Here is a 22552-nt window from a genome sequence, read left to right on the forward strand (position 1 = left end):
CAATCTTGAAATCGATCGCTCTTTCACCAACAAATAGCCGCTTCACCCCTACCTGATATAATTACTTAACTACCAACCCGTGTCATTTCAAATAATTGCTGGGCATTCTTACCCAAAAAAGCATCAAACAGTCTAGTTTTCCCCGGTTCTATTTCTACAAAATAACGCTGGGCAATTTCATAATAAGCGTAAGTCCAGGGAATCTGAATTTCTGCGCCACTGTTATCATCTAACACCGTGACCATTTCCTTAACAGCTTGAGTAGCAGTTTGTCGCAAACCGCAAGCAATATTACCTTCTATCTCCGCTTTCATCGGCACACCCAAATCAACTAAACCGCTAACAGTAGCATCAATATCTGGGTATTTTGGTGTATTTTGCCGATTTACATAGCCTGTAAAGTGGTTAACAGCATAACCATGTAACAATACCCAAGCACCATATTGAGTTACTTCGTTAACTTCTTCCACCACCGAACGTTGCGGAGGTAGCCAAGGACGAGTAAATATTTTATGTAATTCTTGAGCAATTATTTCTACGTTGCTATTTTCTAGTAGAGAATCAGTTAGAGAAAATATCAGTTCTTCCTGAAGTGAAGATACTGTTTTGTTGATAAGTTGGACAATTCTCTCCGGCAATTCCTCAACAATTAACTCGCTGATAAATAACTTAGGTAAATCAAATTCTGCTTCCTGGGGGTGAGTATAATGACGGGCAGATAAATGAGTTTCAGGAAATGTATATTCCCCTGCGGCTACGTAACCTAAAGCTGTAGCTAATTGTTCTAAATAGTCAATCCCCAAGTTAACTAAACCTTTTGGGGTATTAAGAGAAACACGTAAAGACCGCAAAGCAATGTGATCGTTAGCTACAGTCCCACCAGCCGCTGTAATCATTTGCTGATAGGTGCGAGCATAATTTACTCTGGCACTATATTCTTGCCACAGTAACGAGTAAAGATGAATAGCAAGTTTGTCAGTTGTCATTTGTCATTTGTCAGTTGTTAGTAGGGGCGGGTTTATGGGAGATCCTTATGCATATTTGAGGATATCTGTGAACCCGCCCGTACATTTGTTAGTTGTCAGTTGTTAGTTGTTATTTCCCAATGCCCAATGCCCCATGCCCTATGCCCTATGCCCTAAAATATCCGCGAGAATATCAAGGGCGATTTGAATTTGGTTGCTATCAATAATTAATGGTGGACAAAAACGAATTGCGGCTTTACCACAACCAAGTAATAACAAACCGCGTAGGAAGGCTTCTTGAATTATGCGATCGCGCATGGGACGATCTAAATTACCTTCTTTATCTATTAAATCTACCGCTACCATTAAGCCTTTACCTCTTGGTAGGGAGACGCGGAGAAATTTCTCATGTAACTGCGTTAACCCAGCTTGTAATAACTCTCCCATCTCTAAAGCGTTGCTCATTAAACCATCCTCTAACAGTCGCAGCGTAGTAATACCAGCAACGCAAGCTACAGGATTACCCCCGAATGTGGTAGCGTGGGCACCAGGAGGCCAAGTCATTAATTCTGGGCGAGAAAGGATTGCACCTAAGGGTAAACCGCTAGCGATACCTTTAGCTGTGGTAATAATATCTGGCATGACGCCCCAATGCTCAATGGCAAATAACTTACCAGTGCGCCCCATACCCGATTGCACTTCATCAACTACCATTAAGATGCCATAGCGATCGCATATATTGCGAACTCTTTCTAAAAAACCTGACTCTGGAACAATATAACCGCCTTCCCCTTGAATTGGTTCTACAACAATGGCGGCGATTTCCTCCGGTGGTAATAGAGTCGGGAATAGCTGTTTTTCTAGATAATCTAAGCTAGCGTGAGTACCGTAGGGAATATGAGTTACTCCCGGTACAAAAGGGCCAAAATTAGCTCTTTGCACGGCTTTAGAACCAGTCAAAGACATTGCGCCATAGGTACGCCCGTGAAATGCACCTAAAAAAGCAACAATGTGCGATCGCTTGGTGTAATATCGAGCTAGTTTAATTGCGCCTTCGTTAGACTCCGCCCCTGAGTTAGTAAAAAATACCCTCGCACCTTGGGGAAATGGGGCGAGAACCGCTAATTTTTCCGCCAGTTCTACCATCGGTTCGTAATAAAAATCAGTCCCCGACATATGTAACAGCAGCGCTGACTGGGCTTGAATTGCTGCTACAACTTCTGGGTGGGCGTGTCCGGTGTTGGTAACAGCGATACCTGCTGTCATATCTAAGAAAACATTACCGTCAACGTCTTCCACCATACAACCTTCACCCCTAGCGACAACTAAAGGATAGTCTCTAGTGTAAGAAGGAGAAGTAACATTGCGATCGCGTTCTATAATTGCTTGAGCACGCGGCCCTGGTAAAGCAGTCACCAAACTAGGTACGCGCGGTAAACCCAAATTAACAGAGATACTTAACATAGTTTTTTTAGATTTTTTTAAGATAATTTTTGATTAAAAGCTGACGTTTTAACTATTGCAGTATCAATTGATTCTCTTTGCCAAAGATTTATACTTGAATTACAAAATACCAGCTCAAACAACAGCTTTTTAGTTAACAGTTGAGCTTGACATCAACAACTATCCTGACAAATCTTTGTTGTCTGGTTATTTCACGCAACCGGAATATTATGTCCACTAAATTTAGCATAATAAAAATTTTCCGTGTTGCATATTTGCGGTATGATTTCTCTCACCCATAAAGCGACGGCAAGGCTGAGATAATCAAGATTTTCAACGTTTCATGACAAAATTTATCTTCCGTTTTCGCCACACAATCAACTGCGGTAATTTGGGACATCACACAGCAGTAAAAAAGCTTAAATTTGAGAACCGATCCGAACCTTAATCTCTACAATCCTCTAAACATATGGATTTGGCATTTTGGCAGATATTTTAATTGTCATGTTGGTATCTTGAAGTTCGCGAATGTCTTTGTGCGACAATACCGACTTGCAGAATCCCTCGGCTAATTACCGGGGGTCTTTTTTTTGTCAAGAAAAAATCTTCTTCCCAGTCAACAGTCAACAGTCAACAATCAACAGTCAACAGTCAGTAGGGGCGGGTTTATTGAGAATTATCGTTGATCCATGAGGATATATGTGAACCCGCCCGTACAACAATCAACACGCCCTAGCCCATAATCCTCTTTTTGTGTATGCTTTGTGACCAAGCCTCAAAGCTGTAAATTCTGGGGATTTATTATGGAACGTGCTATCTCTGCCATTGGTATCTTAGTTTTTCTAGGCATATCTTACGCTTTATCTGTGAATCGCAGTGCTATTCGTTGGCGAACAATAGCCTGGGGGCTAGGTTTGGAATTTACATTTGCCCTGCTGATTCTCAAAATCCCTGGTGGTTTGACTGTATTTAAAACCTTAGGAGATGTCGTCAGCAATTTCTTAGCATTTTCTGATGTGGGAGCAAAATTTGTCTTTGGCGAAAATTTCAAGGATCACTTATTTGCCTTTCAAGTATTACCCACAATTATCTTTTTCTCAGCCTTTATCAGTGTTTTATATTACTACGGGATTTTGCAGCGAATAGTCAATGGACTTGCCTGGATAATGATCAAGACAATGAAAACATCAGGTTCCGAGTCCTTATCCTGTGCGGGAAATATTTTTTTAGGGCCAACTGAGTCAGCATTAATGGTTAAGCCCTATGTAGCTAAAATGACGCAGTCGGAACTTCATGCCGTAATGACAGGCGGTTTTGCCACCATTGCAGGGGGAGTATTGGGCGCTTATTTATCATTTGGTATCCCACCAGAACACTTAATAGCAGCTTTCTTTATGACTGCACCCACATCTTTAGTCGTGTCAAAACTGCTATATCCAGAAACAGAAGTATCAGAAACTGCTGGTCATGCCAAGCTAGATGTGGAAACCAATTATATCAATGTAATTGATGCTACTACCACAGGTGCAATTGATGGCGTCAAGCTAGCAGTGAATGTTGGGGTGATGATAATTGCTTTTTTGGGTTTACTAGCAGCCTTCAATGCTTTTTTAGGATGGCTGGGAGGATTCGTTAATTTACCCCAGTTATCATTGCAGTGGATTTTGTCTTTTATTATGGCTCCTGTAGCCTGGTTGATGGGTGTACCTTGGGCTGATTGTCTACAAGTAGGCGCATTATTAGGTACAAAGACCATTCTCAATGAATTTATTGCTTTTTTAGATTTAAAAGCATTGATTGCTAGTGGCAAAATTTCCCAAAGGGCGATAATTATTGCCACTTACGCCTTATGTAATTTTGCGAATATAGGCTCTATCGGAATTACCATAGGCGGACTTGCAGGTCTAGCACCCGATCGCCAACATGATCTAGCACGTATGGGTGTAAAATCCATGATTGGTGGATTACTGGCAAGTTTTATCACCGCTTGTATTGCCGGGATGTTGATATAAATAGCCATTGGTCAGTTGTCAGTTGTCAGTTTTCCCCCTTCCCTTACCTCATTCTTTCCTGACGTAACCTAGGCTCCAATTGCTTGGTTGTTGTAGATGATCGAGTTTGCCTTGTATCATCAGCCAGAGAGCTAATCTTGTATTCACGTATCCCTTAACTAAGTAATTGTCTGGTCGGGCTTTAATTCCGTCTAAAACATTATGAATACTATAGTACACAGTTCCACAGTAAGTGCTGTTGTCTGGTAACTGAAATTGCAGCAAATAGTCATGTTCATATCCATTGGGAATCATAAAAATGCCGTAGACATGATGCTGACCACGCCAAGGCTGAATAACGATTTTTTCCGGATAAATGTAGTATTTTTGGTTGTTTGAAGAAATAAATCCGCGTTTATAACACTTCCCGATGGGCTTCTCTGATATATAAGAAAAGCCCAGGATACCCACTAAGCTAATTACAAACAAGATATAAATAAATTGACGACTTCGCACTTCTTCAATATCCAACACTACCTTTTGTGGTTATAGCTTAACTATTGAGGGTTAGCCGTAGTCATCCCATGATTCAGCAATGCCAAAATCCTTGCCAGCAGACAGTTACATAAATTTCCAACCATACTACTTATGGCAATTTGCTATGAAATACTGTTCACACAGCGATCGCCTCCGGAGCACTCAGCCACAAAGTTGAAATTAAAGTATAGAGATAAACAAGCTATTCTCAAGTTACTTAAACAGTATATTTGACACCTGTAAATATGGTTACTGATAAACAAAACCTCATCTTGATTGTTGACGATAACCCAAACAATGCCAATTTACTGTTTGACTTTTTACAAGCCTCAGGGTTACAAGCCGCAATGGCTGAAAGTGGCGAGATTGCTTTGGCGCAAGTGTCAGAAATTTCTCCTGACTTGATTTTATTAGATGTGATGATGCCAGGAATTGATGGCTTTGAAACTTGCCGAAGCTTAAAAGCAAACAAAGCTACTCAAGATATTCCCGTAATTTTTATGACTGCTGCATCAGATGTGGTAGATAAGGTCAAAGGTTTAGCTCTTGGTGCAGTAGACTACATTACTAAGCCATTTCAGCCAGCAGATGTACTAGCGCGAATCAATCTTCATCTCAAACTATCTCATCTCAACCAAAAGCTAGAACAACGAGCAGCCGAATTAACTGCGACTGTTGAGCAGCTCAAACAATCTCAACAGCGGTTGGTACAAAGCGAAAAAATGTCTACTTTGGGAGAATTAGTAGCTGGAATTGCTCATGAAATTAATAATCCCACTGGTTTTGTGCAAGGAAATCTCACCTATGCACAAAAATATATGCAAGATCTCATCGATCACATCCATCTCTATAAAAATCAAGCTTCAGCAACAGAAATTGCTAAACATGCTGCCAAAATAGATTTGGAATATCTTATTAAAGATTTTCCCCATATTCTCAATTCCATGCATGAGGGAGTAGAGCGTATTTACGATATTAGTATGTCTCTACGAACTTTTGCCCGTGCTGATAGTGCTGTGAAAATTTCTTGTAATATTCACGATGGCATTGACAGTACTATTTTAATTCTCAAACATAGATTGAAAGCTTCTAATCTGCGTCCAGCCATTGAAATTATCCGAGATTACGATAATTTACCGGAGATAGAATGTTTTCCTGGACAGTTAAACCAAGTATTTATGAATATTGTAGCTAATGCTATTGATGCTTTAGAAGAGTCTAATTTAGGGCGCAGCTATCAAGAAATAGCAAATAAACCTAATTATATTAAAATTAAAACTCAATTAATTCCTAATGAAAATAATATTTTAATTAGTATTCAAGATAATGGTTTGGGTATTCCCAATGAAATTAAATCACAAATATTCGATCATCTATTTACAACTAAACCTGTAGGCAAAGGTACAGGTTTGGGTTTAGCTATTACTCAAAAAATTATTGTTGATAAACATGGGGGAGATATCACGGTCAATTCTGTATTAGGTGAAGGTGCAGAATTTGTTATTATTCTCCCAATAAATTCTCGAAACAAGTAATGGATAATTGTTGTGAGCAATTACCCATTACCGAAGATGAATTTACAATTTCTCTGGCTGCTCGATATTAACGGCATTTGCCTGAGTGCTAACAGCAGTAGTTCCTTGCAATATTGCAGTATGAGAAACTGAATTGTTAGCTAAAGTAAATAGAGGATTTGACAAAATCCCAGAAATAGTAGTAGCGATTAAAGTTACTATCAAACCCACTTGCAAAGGTCTAAATCCAGGTAAATTCCATTGCACTGGGGGATAATTTTTCACTACTTCAGACATTTCTTGGGGTTCTTTGACTACCATCATCTTGACTACACGAATGTAGTAGTAGATGGAGACAACGCTGGTAACTAAGCCCAACAGAACTAACCAGTAAAGACCTGCTTGCCAACCTGCCCAGAACAAGTAAATTTTGCCAAAAAAGCCTGCTAATGGGGGAATACCGCCTAAAGATAACAGGGAAATACTCAAGCCTAATGTTAGGAGCGGATCTTTTTGATATAAGCCAGAGTATTCGGCAATTTGGTCTGTTCCGGTTCTCAGGGAGAACAAAATAATGCAGGTAAAGCCGCAGAGGTTCATGAACAGATAGACCAGCAAGTAAAAAATCATACTCGCATATCCGGCTTCAGTACCAGCAATCATCCCAATCATCACAAACCCAGCTTGGGCAATGGATGAATAGGCTAGCATCCGTTTCATACTGGTTTGGGCTAAAGCAACTACGTTACCCAGCACCATACTGAGAACTGCAAGGGCAGTAAAGACGAATTTCCATTCGTCAACGACTAGGGGGAAGACTGTGGTGAGTAAGCGGATAGCTAGGGCAAAACCTGCTGCTTTGGAACCTACAGATAAAAAGGCAATCACTGGGGTGGGAGCGCCTTCGTAAACGTCTGGAGTCCATTGGTGGAAGGGAGCAGCAGAAATTTTGAAGCCAATACCGGCAATCACAAAAACAAGGGAAATGACTATACCCAATGACTGGCCAATGTGTGCTTTGGCAATGCCATCGGCGATCGCACTCAGTTCTGTTTGTCCGCCAGATAAACCGTAAAGCAGGGACACGCCATATAAAAATACTGCTGTACTGGAAGCCCCAATCAACAGATATTTTAGCGCCGCTTCATTTGAGCGTGGGTCACGCTTGGTATAACCTGTTAACAAATAAGAGGAAATACTCAGGGTTTCTAAGGAGATGAAAATCATCACCAACTCACTAGCCCCGGATAAAAACATTCCTCCTAGGGTAGCAGTTAACAAAATCGCAATGAATTCTGCTAAAGCGGTGCCACTCTGCTCTACATAGCGAATGGACATTAATATGGTGACGACGGCAGATAAGGCAATAATACCGCGAAAGACAATACTTAGGTCGTCACTATTAAAGCCACCGCTAAAGGCAATGGGATTGGTAGCATCCCATTGAAAGTACAGGGCGACAATCGCAGCTAGTAAACCTGCGATCGCTAGATACCCAATCCAGCGTGAAGATGTACGCCCCAAAATCAAATCAACAATCAAAACCCCCAAGAGGGTGAGAATGACAATCCCCTCTGGTAAAATCGTTCCAGCATTTAGCTGGGATGCAAGATTAGCAAAATCCATGAGTTGTATAGGTTTTGGCGATTAGACATCAAGGCTAACTTTGTTCATTCTATCTATTGTTCTGAACCAAAGTTCCATAAACCTTTTTGTCTGATTCCATAGAGTAAATTATATTCATTTTCTCTATTGCCAATCCATTATTCAATATTTCACGCAAAAATAAGCAGTTCAGCGATATTTTGAACTGCTCTTTATATAAATAAGCAGTCCAGTATGCTACCGAAGCTGCTAAATATGGGATAATTTTTGTTTAGCTAAAGGCTTTTTATCTTCATCCCTTAATGCATCGCCTCAAGTCTTAATATTTTCTTGAGTATCCGCTAGCATTTCTTCCCCAATTGCCACCGCCAGAGCGACTACCTTTGTCCTCCCGTGGTCTAGCTTTATTAACTTTCATTACACGCCCCATCCATTCAGCACCATCTAGAGCTTGAATAGCTGCATCTTCGGCGGCTGATGATTCCATTTCCACGAAACCAAAGCCCCGCGCGCGCCCAGTTTCCCGATCTGTGGGTAATTGAACTCGCGTAACAGTACCGTACTCAGAAAATACTTTGCTGAGGTCGTCTTGTGTGACGCTGTAGGATAGGTTACCTACGTAAATAGACATGAAACTCTCCCGAATCCATTGATGCAGAGATGCTTATCCGGAGAGCAACTTGCAATTATAAATAAAAACAAGATCCTGACTGCCGAATTTAACTTCTCCGATTTTATGCTAGCACAACTGTTCTGTGATTTGGCAATAAAACTTATCCATTTGTCATAATGTGTGCTAGAATACGATATTTTTGATTGTTTCGACTAATATATTTATCTGCACTTAGGTTTGGATCGCAAATTCCTCTGGCGCAATCCCCCAGTTTACCCAGCAAATTGCTTGATAGGCTGATGTCATATCAGCTGGAACGCGCAAAGCGTGGATGAAGCCAGTGCTGGGACAAGTCATTTTTAATAAGTAAATTGGCTGTTGATCGACATCAGCGTCAATTTTTAATAGGGTATATTCTTTCCAGGTATCTAATTCAATTGCTTGTAATTCTTGGCAAATTCTGGAGTAACCAATACCTTGAATTAACACTCGCCGCAGTTCAGCATTTTCCTCTGTTAATAACCATTGCGATCGCCATTGTTGCGGGTGGAGTTTACCGTATTTTTCTGGTAGAGTGACACCGTGATAGGAGTAGAGCTTATATCCATCAACATACTCTATTGCAGGTTCGCCTTCGGCGTGGAGGCGATTTTGATTGTCGAAGCGAATTTGAAGCGGGCGATCGCAAATAATGCAAATATCATCATAGGCAAACAACCAACCACATTCTTTAATTAAAAATTGGAATACCTGCCATTCTTTTGGAGGATCAACAAGGTTGAGAACAGATATAAAAAAATCAAAACCAGTCAGCCAATGAACATAAAATTCAGGTATAAAGCATTCACCAAGTTGAATTTTTATCCATCGAGAATAATCCGTTACTTGTTCATCTTCTAAATTGCTTAATTTATTAATTAAGTTGTTGAATATTACATGATAAAACTGAGGATTTATTCCAGAATAAAAACTCTTGTGTAATCGAATAATCGCTTGCTGACTAAGTTGTTGTGTGAGTTTTCTCAAAATTTCTAAGTACAAGTGAGCCGAAAATAAAAGACCAATACCACTTGGTTCATTAGCGGAATTTTCTATAAATTGAGGAGATAGCCTGTTGAGCATCAAGTTGCAAGCTGCATAGGGACTATCCGCGAATATAATTTTAGGTGTTTCATAATCAATTACAGCATAAATGGCTTTTACTGCTGCTTCTGCTTTCTGCCGATCAATTCGCTCAGTTGAAAGTGTAATTTTTCGCCACTTATGCCGATAAACTGAAATAAAAGCTTCTTGCTCAGGTGTGAGCTTTGCCATCATTTTTGATTATCTTCATTGTTGAGTAATTTTTGCCATATTCATCAACTTCAAGGTTGTGATTCAACTCCTGAGACGATAATCTGAAAAAATGAACAATCAATCAGCGACATAGCGCCACCCTTCAGGCTCGTATTCTCTTTGGATTTTCACCATCCAATGACCTTGAGGAACTGCGATCGCCTTGTGTTCCTCATGACTCAGTAAAGCAGTTCTAGAATAAATACGTAGATAGAGAGTATCATTTTTAGAAAATAATTTTGCCTTACCTTCAGTAATCCTGTGCTTATGCCCAGTTACCTCACCTTCTGCCAAAGTTAAATGAGGTATCTTTTCTCCCTCAACCTGTGGCACAGGTTGTAAAATGACATCACCTTGACGAATTGGTTGCATAGTCTCGGCTCCAAGATAGGTAAAAAACCCACTTCGCTTTTGCTCTCAATTTTGATTTAATTTTGGCACAACCTTTTGCGGAATAGGGAACCAAAGGCAAGGTAAGGGGACGCAAAGCAAGGAGGAATCAGGAAATCAACTCGCCTTCATCACCTGCGATCCCTGACTTGCGCCGAAAACAGGAGCGATCGCTTATTACACTTTGGGGGTATTTTGAAAACTGTAGTCGCCAATTTTGCTGAGATAAGTTAAAGATTGAAATAGCTGGAAATTCACAGCCAGCGTTTTCCTACCTTATTATCTGGAAAGGACTGTGCCCACAATGTAGCGGATTTTTACCCTCATGGGCATTTTGTGTGAGGATAAACTCACATCAAAAAATGCGACGTTTTATTTCGACATCTCGCCGAAATCATTTAAATTTTCCTGTTTAGCTGAGCGGCTATTCTTTTTTTTTTGAAATTTCCATGTCAACTCTCGTCATCGTCGAATCTCCGACCAAAGCTCGTACCATTCGCAACTACCTACCATCAGGCTTTCGGGTGGAAGCGTCTATGGGTCATGTGCGTGACCTACCCCAGTCGGCTAGCGAAATTCCCACCGCTATCAAAGCAGAGAAATGGGCGCAGTTGGGGGTAAATGTAGACGCCGACTTTGAACCGGTGTATGTTGTCCCGAAAGACAAAAAGAAAGTTGTTACCCAACTCAAAGATGCGCTGAAAGAGGCTGATGAGTTAATTCTAGCAACTGACGAAGACCGGGAAGGTGAGAGCATCAGTTGGCATTTATACCAGTTGCTCAAGCCAAAAGTACCGACTAAGCGGATGGTGTTTCACGAAATTACCCAAGACGCGATTAAAAAAGCGCTGAAAAACTGCCGAAATATCGATGAGCAGTTGGTTCGCGCCCAAGAAACGCGCCGGATTTTGGATCGCTTGGTAGGTTATACCCTGTCTCCCTTGCTGTGGAAAAAAATCGCCTGGGGATTATCGGCTGGGCGGGTGCAATCTGTAGCGGTGAGGCTGTTGGTAACTAAGGAACGCCAACGCCGCGCCTTCCATGAAGGTACTTACTGGGATTTAAAGGCATACCTAGAGCAACAAAAATCTCCATTTACTGCCCAGTTGGTGAACTTAGGTGGCAAGAAAATCGCTAATGGTAGCGATTTTGACCCAACTACCGGACAAATTGCCGCCGGACGCAATGTGGTGTTGCTGAGCGAAGTCGATGCAGTTGCACTTAAGGAACGGCTGACAGATAAAACCTGGAATGTCAGCGAAGTCGAAGAACGTCCTGTCACCCGCAAACCAGCGCCACCGTTCACCACCTCGACATTGCAACAGGAATCTAACCGGAAATTGCGTCTCTCAGCTAGAGACACGATGCGGATTGCCCAGAATTTGTACGAGCAAGGGTACATTACCTACATGCGGACAGATTCGGTGCATTTATCTGAGCAAGCGATCGCAGCTGCGCGCAGTTGTGTAGAACAGCGCTACGGTAAAGAATATCTCAGCCCCCAACCGCGCCAATACACCACCAAATCCAAAGGCGCGCAAGAAGCCCACGAAGCCATTCGCCCAGCAGGTAGCACCTTCCGCACGCCCCAAGAAACCGGTTTGGGCGGTCGGGAATTGGCTGTCTACGATTTAATTTGGAAGCGTACTGTCGCCTGTCAAATGGCTGACTCTCGCCAAACTCAAATCACCGTTCAATTACAAGTTGAAGACGCTGGTTTTCGCGCTTCCGGAAAGCGGATTGATTTTCCTGGCTATTTACGCGCCTACGTTGAAGGTTCCGACGATCCCGAAGCTGCGTTAGAAGACCAGGAAGTCATTTTACCTAGTTTGAAAGTAGGCGATCGCCCCAATTGTCAAGAAATCGAAGCAATTGGACACGAAACCCAACCCCCAGCTAGGTACAGCGAAGCAACTCTCGTAAAAACTTTAGAAAGTGAAGGGATTGGTCGTCCGAGTACCTATGCCAGTATTATTGGCACAATTATTGATAAAGGTTATGCCCAATTAGTCAATAATGCTCTTATTCCAACTTTCACAGCTTTTGCTGTCACTGACCTATTAGAGAAACACTTCCCGGATGTTGTCGATCCCAGTTTTACCTCCAAAATGGAGCAAACTCTCGATGACATCGCTACAGGAGAAGCTAAATGGCTACCCTACCTCAAAGAATTTTATTTGGGAGACAAAGGTTTAGAAACCTTAGTCAAGGAACGGGAGCCGCAAATTGATGAAAAGAACGCCAGGACGGTAGAACTAGAAAATTTACCAGCTAAAGTCCGCATCGGTAAGTATGGCCCCTACATCGAAGTCGAAAACGGTGAAGGTGTGGTTACAGCTTCCATTCCCAAAGACCTGACCCCAGCAGACCTTGACCCCAAACAGGTAGAGGTGCTACTGCGACAAAAAACCTCCGGGCCTGACCAACTCGGTCGCCATCCCGACACAGGCGAACCAATTTATGTGAAAATTGGCGCTTACGGGCCTTACGTCCAATTGGGCGACAAGACCGAAGAAAACCCCAAACCTAAACAAGCTTCCTTACCCAAAGGTGTGACCCCAGAAACCGTCACCTTAGACATCGCTGTTGGTCTTTTAGCTTTACCCCGGACATTAGGAGTCCATCCGGAAACTGGCGGGAGAATTCAAGCGAGTTTAGGACGCTTCGGCCCTTACATTGTCCACGACCAAGGAAAAGAGGGGAAAGATTACCGTTCCCTGAAAGCTGCTGATAATGTCTTAACAGTTTCTTTAGAAAGGGCGTTAGAGTTGTTAGCGGAACCGAAGAAAGGACGCAGTTCCACTACCAGCAAATCGAAAGCAGCTTTGCGCGAATTGGGTAACCATCCCGAAGATGAAACCCCAGTGAATATCTATGATGGCCCCTACGGACCTTACATTAAGAACGGTAAAACAAATGTCAGCATTCCTGAAGGTGAATCTGTGGAAAGTATGACATTGGAAAAAGCTTTACAATTATTAGCAGGTAAAGCTACATCAGCAAAATCAACGCGCAAATCAACTAAGTCTACAACTTCTAAATCTAAAACCACTTCTAAGTCAACTTCTAAAACAACTTCTAAGACAGCTTCTAAAACTGCTAGTAAAAAAAGTAGTGCCGAAGATTAGTAGTCCATCACATTGACTTTGATGTATGCCTAATCAGGACTTTTGTCCTGATTAGGAAGTGATTTACCCATCATGATTAATGTGGCTGATTTCCCAATCTATCAAGAAATTGTCAAATTTTGACTAATAAAGGACATCAAGCAAAGCGATGGTTTCATGGCCGTAGGATTATCAGAATGTGATACTCTAAGAAGTAAGGCAGATCACCACACAACATTTGATAGAGTGGCTCACCCCCGAAATTAAACAGTGCGATCGCCCCAATTACAAACCAGAGGTGCCAAAGTACGCCAGTTTCTGCGTAGCTGTTAATCAAAATTGAGGTAGTATCTCAGGAGCAGTCATTTCAATGGACTATATAGAAAAGGTACTGGAAAAGCTTAAAGAATTGGCGCGGAAGCTGATTGAGTCCCTACTCGGGCCAGAAGCTGAGCCGGAACCGGAACTAATACCGATTCCAGTAAATGAACGTTCGCGTCGTCGTTAAGAGATAGAAAGTGCCGGATTTGACGTTGCAGCCTTTGAGTATTTTATTGCTGCACGGGCCAAACCTGAATTTGCTAGGACAGCGAGAGCCGGGAATATACGGTTCCTTGACACTGGCTGAAATTAACCACCTGTTAGCCGCAGAAGGAAAGAAACTACAGGTGAGTGTTTTTCCTGTGCAGTCAAATCATGAAGGCGTTTTGGTTGATACTATTCATGAAGCCCTAGGAAAACATCAGGGGATTTTGATTAATGCTGGGGCTTACACGCATACTAGTGTGGCTTTGCGAGATGCGATCGCGGGTGTTAACTTACCTACAGTAGAAGTACATTTAAGTAACATATACCGTCGGGAAGAATTTCGACATCATTCTTATATAGCACCGATAGCGATCGGGCAGATTAGTGGCTTTGGTGTTCAAAGTTACATTTTAGGTTTACAAGCATTAGTGCATCATTTGCGGAAGGATAAAGTATAGAAGTATGAAGGCTCCAGGACGATTAAATTTTCCCTATATCAATTCCTAAGCCTTCAAACTGCTAACTTCATGTAACTATTCTTGATGTATGCGCTACTCTGTTGTTAGTCGATTTCGCGGGACTTTACTTGGGGCTTTAATTGGACAAAGATTAGCATCCAGTCAGGAGCGAGAATTCCCCAATAGTTATGATCTAGATCCCATAGCGGTTCTAGGTACTGAAAGTTTAATTACACTAGGCAAATTAGATTTAGATGATTGGCGATGTCTACGACAGGCTAAGCCTACGCCACAACAACCAGCATCTACTAATTTAGCTCCTACTCATAGCACTTCTGTAAAAGTGATACTGGCTACCTTACCAGTAGCACTTTTTTTTCATGAAAACCCGCAAAAATTGCGACAAAACTTGCTGCATGGGTTAAAAATCTGGGAAGATAACCCAGTCGTTAGGGATGGAACCCTAGCAGTAGGATATGCGATCGCGCAAATTCTCACTGAAAAACTCCACCCCCGCACCCTGATTCCCGAAATAATTGCTTTTATCGGTGAAACTTCAACATCGCTACCAGAACAACTAACCAAAGTTAATACTTTGTTAGATCAAGGAGCCAGTTTAGAACAGGCGCAAACCGCCTTCAGTAGACAAGAAAAACTCGCTAAAGGTATTGCTATGGCGTTTTATTGCTTTCTCAGTACCTTAGAAGATTATCGCTTAGCAGTTTTGCTAGCTCATCAACAAAGTAATATTTGGCAACAAGACAATTGGCGTTTACACTTACATAGTATAAGTGCAATTACTGGTGCTTTATCAGGGGCCTATAATAGCATTGCGGGTATTCCTTTAGGTTGGCAGATCTTATACTCGCAAGCTGATTTAGCAACATGGGGACTAAGCAATTTTGCTGGAATGGTGGAATTAGCTGATGCACTTGTGGCTGTTTGGTCAGGGTTGTATAATCATGCCTTGCATTCAGAGCAGTTAGATCCAAAGGGAGATTTCTCTGATGGGGAAGAACTACCACTAGCTTTATGGTCACCTATTCCCCAAAACAGTCGCTACAACTCTGCTTTCCAGAGTCAGCCACTGTCTCCTGGATGGGTCTTCGCCGCTCCGCGTGTAATTCGGTCGCGTTAATGCTATTTATACTGAGCAGCATTGTAGACACGACGCCAAAATTCTCTTGGCTTCAGCAATCGACTAATACAAAAATTAGTAGTTCTTTATACTACAATTTCCAAAGAAACTCTTAACCTGACTCTGTAGGTAGGTATTGTGGCTCATCAGCTGCAAGCAAACCCCACCTCCGAAGTTCTGAGCGACTTGGGTTGCTCCTGCTTGGGCTTCCCCTAGGTTTGTCTTGTTTTGAGCTTATCAAAGTAAGCAACTGTAGGCAGAGGTAATGAAATATCAGCAATTTTTTAACTCTTTGAACCAGCAATTAGATCTTTGGCGACGACAGTGCAAGCGTCGTCAAGTACAATTGCTGCAAAGTAGCCAAAACTGCCTGGACGACTTGCAAAAAACTGTGGTGAAGAATATACACCTGTATGTATCAAAATCTCATAAAAATAGCCAAAAACCAGGAATAACACTTAGCTCAATGCCAAAATCAGTTCCAACTCACAGCCAGATGAATACAATTGGTTTTAGTTGGGTGCATGAAAATCGTGCTTCTGTGATTTTGGCGATCGCAGTCGTGTCGCTAACAGGTGTAATTGGGCATAAATTATATAATCAACCTAACCTCAAACAGGGAAGTATCGCACCCGAAACGATTAAAGCTCCATATACAGACAAAATAGAAAACAGGCAAAAAACACAAGCCCAACGCGAAGCTGTCCGGAAAAATTTCTGGCCTGTGTTAGTGGTTGATAGCGAAATTAATAATCAAATCAAGCAAAATTTGCAACAACTGTTAGATCGGGGTGATGATATTCGGGCTATGGCTGGATCTTTCCCTTTCCGGGATAGTTTAGATTTATCTGTCGCTAGCCAAAGTTATCTCCGCGCTTGTAGTGAATCTGAGTGGAAAAATATCTTACTCACCCTAGAAAAAACTAAAAAACAGACATTTGGATTATTACTACCTAACCAAAATAGTAGTTCTCAGATTGCTCAAGAAGCCACCAAACCATTAGATGTACCTTGGAAATCATCTCCCCCTACATCTAGTTCTTCCCAGGAACGATTAGCTAAATCTGAGTCAGCAGAGGAAAAACCAGTTAATATTTCTCCCAATGCTGACTTGTTTCAAGCAGTGACGGAATTAGATGTTTACAGAGTTACAAATTCACAACAAAAATATTCTGCACTGATTTCGCAAATTTCCCAAGCCAGGAAACAATACCAAATAGCTAAAGCTAAGTTATCACTGCTAGAGGTTGGTAGCTTATCGGCAATATATAAAGACAATATCTTTTTAGAATTATCAGATGCAGATTGGTCAAAAACACGAAAATTAGTCCGCGATATTGCTGAACGCATTCTGGTTCAAGGTATCCCCTACGGATTACCAGAGAATGCTTTAAAAAATACAGTCAACTTACAAGTTGACACATTAGAACCTCCATCAGCTCAACCTTTGGCTAGCAAACTGTTATTGGCTGTGCTGCAACCGAATTTGAAGAAAGATGAAGAGAAAACGCAACAACAAGCAAAACAAGCAGTTGCTGACGTAGCACCCATCACAGATGAAGTACGACAGGATGAGGAAATTGTACGCAAGGGACAGAAAATTAGTCAGCGGAATTTGGAGGTTTTAAAGCATTATGAACTAATTGAGCTGGAAACTAACTGGGCAGAGTTAATTAAATTAACGGGAATTGTTACCACAGGAATTGGTATTTTTGTTGGTGTAGAACGGCGCTTGGGGAGTAAATTACGCCAACGCGATCGCTTGTTAATCTTGCTGCTTACCCTCAGCACTCCTGGATTAATCACGGTGGGTGTATCACATACTACCTGGAGTGCCATTGGTTTATTGCTAGGTAGCTTTTATGGCCCGGCTTTAGGTATCACAGTTGTGGGGCTAATGTTACTAGTGCTACCAATAAACATGGAAATTAGTACAATTGCCTTGATCGCAGGAGCGGCTGGGGGAATAGTTGGTAGTTTAATGGCTAAACGACTGCGATCGCGTGAAGAATTAGCTTTATTAGGTTTAGCGATCGCTTCTACCCAAGGCGGTATTTACTTAATCCTCTCGCTGTTTTTGGAGAGTAATCTTTCTTGGTATTTAATCCTCCAAAGTGCTGGATTATTTGCTTTATGGGGCTTGGGGTGGAGTATTGTGGCTTTAGGTTTGAGTCCTTATTTAGAAAAAATCTTTGATTTAGTTACCCCCATCCGCTTAGCCGAATTAGCCAATCCCAATCGCCCCTTATTAAAGCGACTAGCCACAGAAGCACCGGGAACCTTTCAACATACCCTATTTGTTGCTACCTTAGCGGAAACTGCGGCTAAACAACTTAAATGTGATGTAGAACTAGTTAGAGCCGGTACCCTGTACCACGACATCGGTAAAATGCACGACCCCCTGGGTTTTATTGAAAACCAAATGGGTGGGCCAAATAAACATGAAACAGAGATTAAAGACCCTTGGAAGAGTGCCGCAATTATCAAAAAGCATGTCAGCGAAGGGTTAGCAATGGCGCAGCAACATTTATTACCTACAGCAATTCAAGCTTTTATTCCCGAACACCAGGGAACAATGCTCATTGCTTATTTCCATCACCAAGCCCAGCAAATGGCGAAGGAAGACCCAAGTATAAAAGTAAACGACGATGATTTTCGTTACGACGGCCCCATTCCCCAATCACGGGAGACAGCAATTGTCATGTTGGCAGATTCTTGTGAAGCGGCGCTGCGATCGCTCAAAGATGCTTCTCCAGAACAAGCCTTAAATATGCTGAATAATATCTTGCGGGCAAGATGGCAAGACAATCAACTAGTAGATTCTGGACTGACAAAAGAGGAAGTTTCCCAAATCGCAGAAATCTTCGTAGAAGTTTGGCAACAATTCCATCACAAACGCATTGCTTATCCTAAATTTAAGTCGGCTAAAGGATAGGGCATTGGGCATTGGGCATTGGGCATTGGGCGCTTGTACTGAGCGTAAAGCCTGCGGCATAGCTACGCTTAGCGCGCAGCGTCTCCCCTTGGGAGAAGAGAAGTATTGGGCATTTGTTAGTTCTCCTTGTTTTCTATGTCCCCCAAATCTCTCCGCACGCCTGCCAAAATTAAATTGACTGCTTGCTGGGTATACTGCTCAATCATTTCTGGACTCAGCAGTTGGACATCTGGACTGACATGCTTGAGGTTTTCGTGGGCGTTGAAGTAGAAAGTACAAACTCCAGCGATTTGTAGGGTGACAAGAAAGGGATCTAGTGGGCGAAAACAACCGGCTGCCATTCCCCGCTCTAAAATTCTGATTAAATAGGCGAAATTATCTTGCCAATTCCCTAATTTGAAATATTTTCCGTGATTTTGGTTTGCTTCTTGAAACCATAGCATCCCCTGTTTTGGGTGTGCGGCTTCATAGGCGATCGCTTCTCTGATAACTAGCTTTAATGCTTCCTCTGGCGGTAGGCTATCGAGATTAAGCCGTTTAAACCATTCGTGCATTTCTACAGCCGGGCGTTGCAGCACCGCTTGATATAGCCCTTCCTTACTCTCGAAATAGTAGTAAATCATCGCTGTGGTAACACCTGCACCTTTGGAGATCGCTTCTGTGCGCGCCCCACTCAGCCCATTTCTGGAGAACTCTGCTTCTGCTGCATCGAGAATCTGTCTCTTTGTTACCTCTGCATCCCGCACCTGGCGAGGTTTATTTGCTGCGGCTTTTGATTGCGTTGAACGAACCACGGTTTTTTATCAGAATCACGAGAATCATCTTAACTAAAAAATCGCTTAGTAGTTGACAGGCGAGATGAGATTTATTACATTACTCTTAATTAACTAAATTTTTAGTTAATTAGATTTTGCAGACAGCGTTAATCAAATTTAGCCGACCATATAGTCGGTAAATTTGCCTTACTCATTTCATCTTGGCTGAGATATAAATCATATATTTCGCCAATAAATATTTATTGAAAAATATCCCTGGAAAATATCTATTCAGGGAACAGATATTTTGTCATTGTTTAGCCAGTTTAGTATTTCAGCAGAATTGCTTGGCTGACAAATGATCAATGACCAATTAAATCAAATATTTTGGAGGAATCATGGAACCAATTTTACCCGGTGCGCCTTGGTTAATTGCCCATAAATCAATGTTGGGAATTAATAAACCCAATAAAATTACCTTAAATGGGCGAGATTATGTAATTTGGCAAAATACCAAAGGTGAAGTATTTGCATTGGATAATGTTTGTCCACATATGCAAGCACCTTTATCAAATGGCTGGATTTGTCAAGATAGAAATACTATTGCTTGTCCTTTCCATGCACTAGAATTTGATGGTAAAGGCAGACTATATCACCAAGATAAAAAAGATATCCAGCCAATTACTAAACCATTAGACATAATAGTCAGTAATGATTGTATCTGGACTTATGGTGGATTTGAACCGAGATTACCTATCCCAGAATTACATCAACAAGTGATTGATGAGTACCAATTTTTAGGAGTATGTGGTGAAAAAAGCATTCAAGGTGACTTTTTAAGTAACATGATGGTGAATTATGACTATAATCACCAAAATGGCACCCATAAAGATTTATTTAAAATTACATCTTGTAACGTGACTGCTTTTGAACCACAAGGGTATTATGCCAAAGTCGCCCAAGATTTAACCAGGTCTGACAATACTTGGCAAGAAATTTTCAAAAATCCGGTTGTGGGAATATTACCCAAGATTATGCAGAATAAATTGGAATATGCTTTTCCTTCAACTACAGTTTTATTTAGTCAAGCACCTATTGCTGATATTGCTCAAATTCATATTCTTTACCCAGAAACAGAAAAAACCACCAAAGCATTTATTTTGATGTATACCAAAGTTATGCATCCGGTGATGAAATTATTATTTAAAAATTCAATTTTACAAGCAGCGGCTACAGTCATAGAACAAGATAGTACAGCAGTGGAAACTCTTTATCCCAGAGAAAAAGCCAAAATTAGATTACCTAACGAAGAGATTATGTTTTACGCCGAAAAACTCTATCGAGATTGGTAAATGTTAGGCTAAAGTTAGCAAGATTGCCAGGCACATTGCAGATTATGAATGACCTAATTCTTGACTTACGCCCTACTATCGAGCTAACTGATGAGCAGTTCTTCCAAATTTGTCAAAATAATCGAGATTTGCGTATTGAACGGACAGCTGAGGGAGAACTGATTATAATCCCACCAACGGGATGGGAAAGCGGAAATCGTAACAGCCGACTGACACAGCGCTTAGGTAATTGGGCTGATGCTGATGGTACAGGACTAACCTTTGACTCTTCCACAGGTTTTAAACTCCCCAATGGCGCAAATCGTTCTCCTGATGCGTCTTGGGTAATTAGGGAGAGATTAACGGCTTTGAACCCAGATCCGGCTAAATTTTTACCTATAGCTCCGGATTTTGTCGCAGAATTACGCTCTGCTACCGATAGCCTAGAGACACTGCGGCGGAAAATGCAGGAATATATTGACAACGGCGTGCGTTTAGGTTGGTTGATCGATCCGCAGAATCAATGTGTAGAAATTTACCGCCCTGGACAGGAAGTTGAGATTTTGCGTTCGCCTATCAGTTTATCAGGCGAAGATATCTTACCTGGATTTGTGCTGGATTTAGCCAACATTTTGAGTTAGCAACCTGAAGCTGAAGATCGTCTGATTATTGATTCAAGAATAAAAACACCGTTTGACCTAAACCTACAATCACACCTAAAACACCACCTAAAGTCACAATTGCTTGTAATTCATTTTTAACAATTCCTTCAATTGCTGCTTCTAAATCGGCAGGAGAAGTTGATTTTACCCGGTCTACAATTACCTGATCTATAGATAAAATCGGAATTATCTGAGCAACAATTGCTTCTAAATCCTTCTCTAAATATCTCTCCAAAACTAAAGCTAATTCTTGACTGACAACTTCTAAAGAACTGCTAACTACAGGCGAAGTGCTTAGACGATTGAGTAACACAGAAGCAATATTTTCCCAGTCTACCGAATCAGATAATCCTTGTAACAAATCGCTCCCACTTGTTTGCAGGTAATGGCGGACGCTTTCTCTGGTAGTTTTGCGCAGTTGTCTGACTGTACCTATAGGTAAATTTTGCAATGATAAATTTTGCAATAATTTCTTGATGCGATCGCGCATTCGCAATTCTTGAATTAATTCTTGTAAGCGCGCATTAGTCGCTTCTTTTTCATCTAAGCAAAAAGCTCTCAGTCTAGCCAGAGTATTGCGTAAACCAAATAAATTGGCGACTACCCAATAAGTACCGCTAGTCTTTTCCCGAAAGCTTTCATCAATAGTTTGAATTGTGCGATCGGTTAAAAAGTCAATGATCGTTTGTCGCAGAACATCTGGTGGTAAAACTACTTCTAATAGCCAATCTGCCAACCTTGTAGACTGTTCTTCACTCAGTTGAAATTCTAACAATACTTGGTCAAAAATTTGATTTAGCTGTACTTCTAAAAAGTCTTCCCGCCTTGCTAAAACCTTGAGGAGTCGTGGTAATGATTCTCCCAATAAATCCCGGAGAATATTACCTACAATTTTGGCACTTTTGTGATTTTTTTCCTCAGAATTAACTTGGTCGAGGGCTAGTTTTAACAACCACAAAATTGCCCCTTCTACCCGTTCTGTTTGTAACAGACGGCGTGCCAGATTTTGCAATTCTACTGGTGTCAAAAGTGACCCCATGATTGTATTAGAAATTTTTAGTGCTAAACGTTCCTGATTGCGGGGAATCAAACCAGGTGTAAAGGGCACTCTTTGCTTACCGATATAAAATGCTCGGTAAGGACGAAATAGCATTTTGATGGCTATATCATTTGTGAAATAGCCAATAATACCACCTACCACCGGGGGTGATAGATAAAGCAATAGATGAGACCAATCCACAGAAT

At 41.5% G+C, this 22552-nt stretch carries 17 protein-coding genes; 8 read left to right on the forward strand and 9 right to left on the reverse strand.

Translation table 11 applies throughout. From position 1 onward, the window contains the following. Positions 1–65: 65 nt before the first annotated feature. Both H6G41_RS06005 and H6G41_RS06010 read right to left on the reverse strand, forming a co-directional pair. Positions 66–986 (reverse strand): DUF1338 domain-containing protein, encoded by a 921-nt coding sequence (locus H6G41_RS06005; protein WP_190744552.1) that lies wholly within the window; start codon positions 984–986, stop codon positions 66–68. Between the two features lie 138 nt (positions 987–1124). Then, the gene (locus H6G41_RS06010; protein WP_190744554.1) at positions 1125–2429 is read right to left on the reverse strand and encodes an acetyl ornithine aminotransferase family protein; all 1305 of its coding nucleotides are present in this window, start codon (positions 2427–2429) and stop codon (positions 1125–1127) included. A gap of 782 nt (positions 2430–3211) precedes the next feature. Here H6G41_RS06010 and H6G41_RS06015 point away from each other — a divergent pair. Then, positions 3212–4420 (forward strand): NupC/NupG family nucleoside CNT transporter, encoded by a 1209-nt coding sequence (locus H6G41_RS06015; protein ID WP_190744555.1) that lies wholly within the window; start codon positions 3212–3214, stop codon positions 4418–4420. 48 nt (positions 4421–4468) lie between these two features. Here the strand turns inward: H6G41_RS06015 and H6G41_RS06020 are convergent, their stop codons facing one another. Beyond that, on the reverse strand, positions 4469–4915 hold the full coding sequence (locus tag H6G41_RS06020) for a hypothetical protein (RefSeq protein WP_190744556.1): 447 nt from the start codon (positions 4913–4915) through the stop codon (positions 4469–4471). A gap of 266 nt (positions 4916–5181) precedes the next feature. On the opposite strand from H6G41_RS06020, the gene H6G41_RS06025 reads away from it, so the two are divergent. After that, complete coding sequence (locus H6G41_RS06025) at positions 5182–6471, forward strand: sensor histidine kinase (protein WP_190744557.1); 1290 nt, start codon at positions 5182–5184, stop codon at positions 6469–6471. Between the two features lie 42 nt (positions 6472–6513). Here H6G41_RS06025 and H6G41_RS06030 read toward each other — a convergent pair whose 3' ends face one another. The 4 genes from H6G41_RS06030 to H6G41_RS06045 form a co-directional block, all read right to left on the reverse strand. After that, the gene (locus H6G41_RS06030; protein ID WP_190744558.1) at positions 6514–8076 is read right to left on the reverse strand and encodes an NAD(P)H-quinone oxidoreductase subunit N; all 1563 of its coding nucleotides are present in this window, start codon (positions 8074–8076) and stop codon (positions 6514–6516) included. A 298-nt stretch (positions 8077–8374) separates the two neighbouring features. Beyond that, positions 8375–8686, reverse strand: coding sequence for an RNA-binding protein (locus tag H6G41_RS06035; RefSeq protein WP_190744560.1), 312 nt, complete (start codon positions 8684–8686; stop codon positions 8375–8377). A 213-nt stretch (positions 8687–8899) separates the two neighbouring features. Further along, positions 8900–9985, reverse strand: a complete 1086-nt coding sequence (locus H6G41_RS06040; protein ID WP_190744562.1) for a DUF6745 domain-containing protein — start codon at positions 9983–9985, stop codon at positions 8900–8902. 96 nt (positions 9986–10081) lie between these two features. Beyond that, entirely contained in the window at positions 10082–10375 is a 294-nt protein-coding gene (locus tag H6G41_RS06045) for a hypothetical protein (protein ID WP_190744563.1), read from the reverse strand. Between the two features lie 467 nt (positions 10376–10842). On the opposite strand from H6G41_RS06045, the gene topA reads away from it, so the two are divergent. The 4 genes from topA to H6G41_RS06065 all read left to right on the forward strand — a co-directional run bounded on the left by topA (position 10843) and on the right by H6G41_RS06065 (position 18559). After that, entirely contained in the window at positions 10843–13521 is a 2679-nt protein-coding gene (gene topA, locus H6G41_RS06050; protein ID WP_190744565.1) for a type I DNA topoisomerase, read from the forward strand. A gap of 497 nt (positions 13522–14018) precedes the next feature. After that, entirely contained in the window at positions 14019–14486 is a 468-nt protein-coding gene (gene aroQ / locus H6G41_RS06055; protein ID WP_190744567.1) for a type II 3-dehydroquinate dehydratase, read from the forward strand. 88 nt (positions 14487–14574) lie between these two features. Next, positions 14575–15624, forward strand: coding sequence for an ADP-ribosylglycohydrolase family protein (locus H6G41_RS06060; protein WP_190744569.1), 1050 nt, complete (start codon positions 14575–14577; stop codon positions 15622–15624). Between the two features lie 265 nt (positions 15625–15889). Next, on the forward strand, positions 15890–18559 hold the full coding sequence (locus H6G41_RS06065; protein ID WP_190744571.1) for an HD family phosphohydrolase: 2670 nt from the start codon (positions 15890–15892) through the stop codon (positions 18557–18559). Between the two features lie 116 nt (positions 18560–18675). Here the strand turns inward: H6G41_RS06065 and H6G41_RS06070 are convergent, their stop codons facing one another. Then, positions 18676–19353, reverse strand: coding sequence for a TetR family transcriptional regulator (locus H6G41_RS06070; protein ID WP_190744573.1), 678 nt, complete (start codon positions 19351–19353; stop codon positions 18676–18678). A gap of 359 nt (positions 19354–19712) precedes the next feature. Between H6G41_RS06070 and H6G41_RS06075 the strand changes: the two genes are divergently transcribed. Both H6G41_RS06075 and H6G41_RS06080 read left to right on the forward strand, forming a co-directional pair. Then, on the forward strand, positions 19713–20666 hold the full coding sequence (locus H6G41_RS06075) for a Rieske 2Fe-2S domain-containing protein (protein ID WP_190744575.1): 954 nt from the start codon (positions 19713–19715) through the stop codon (positions 20664–20666). A 44-nt stretch (positions 20667–20710) separates the two neighbouring features. Continuing rightward, the gene (locus tag H6G41_RS06080; RefSeq protein WP_190744577.1) at positions 20711–21286 is read left to right on the forward strand and encodes a Uma2 family endonuclease; all 576 of its coding nucleotides are present in this window, start codon (positions 20711–20713) and stop codon (positions 21284–21286) included. Between the two features lie 25 nt (positions 21287–21311). Here H6G41_RS06080 and H6G41_RS06085 read toward each other — a convergent pair whose 3' ends face one another. Then, a complete protein-coding gene (locus H6G41_RS06085) occupies positions 21312–22547 on the reverse strand; it encodes a DUF445 domain-containing protein (protein ID WP_190744579.1) in 1236 nt (411 codons plus the stop codon). Positions 22548–22552: the final 5 nt, after the last annotated feature.

The sequence above is a fragment of the Tolypothrix sp. FACHB-123 genome, assembly GCF_014697075.1.
In the GTDB taxonomy this organism is placed as follows: Bacteria; Cyanobacteriota; Cyanobacteriia; order Cyanobacteriales; family Nostocaceae; genus Aulosira.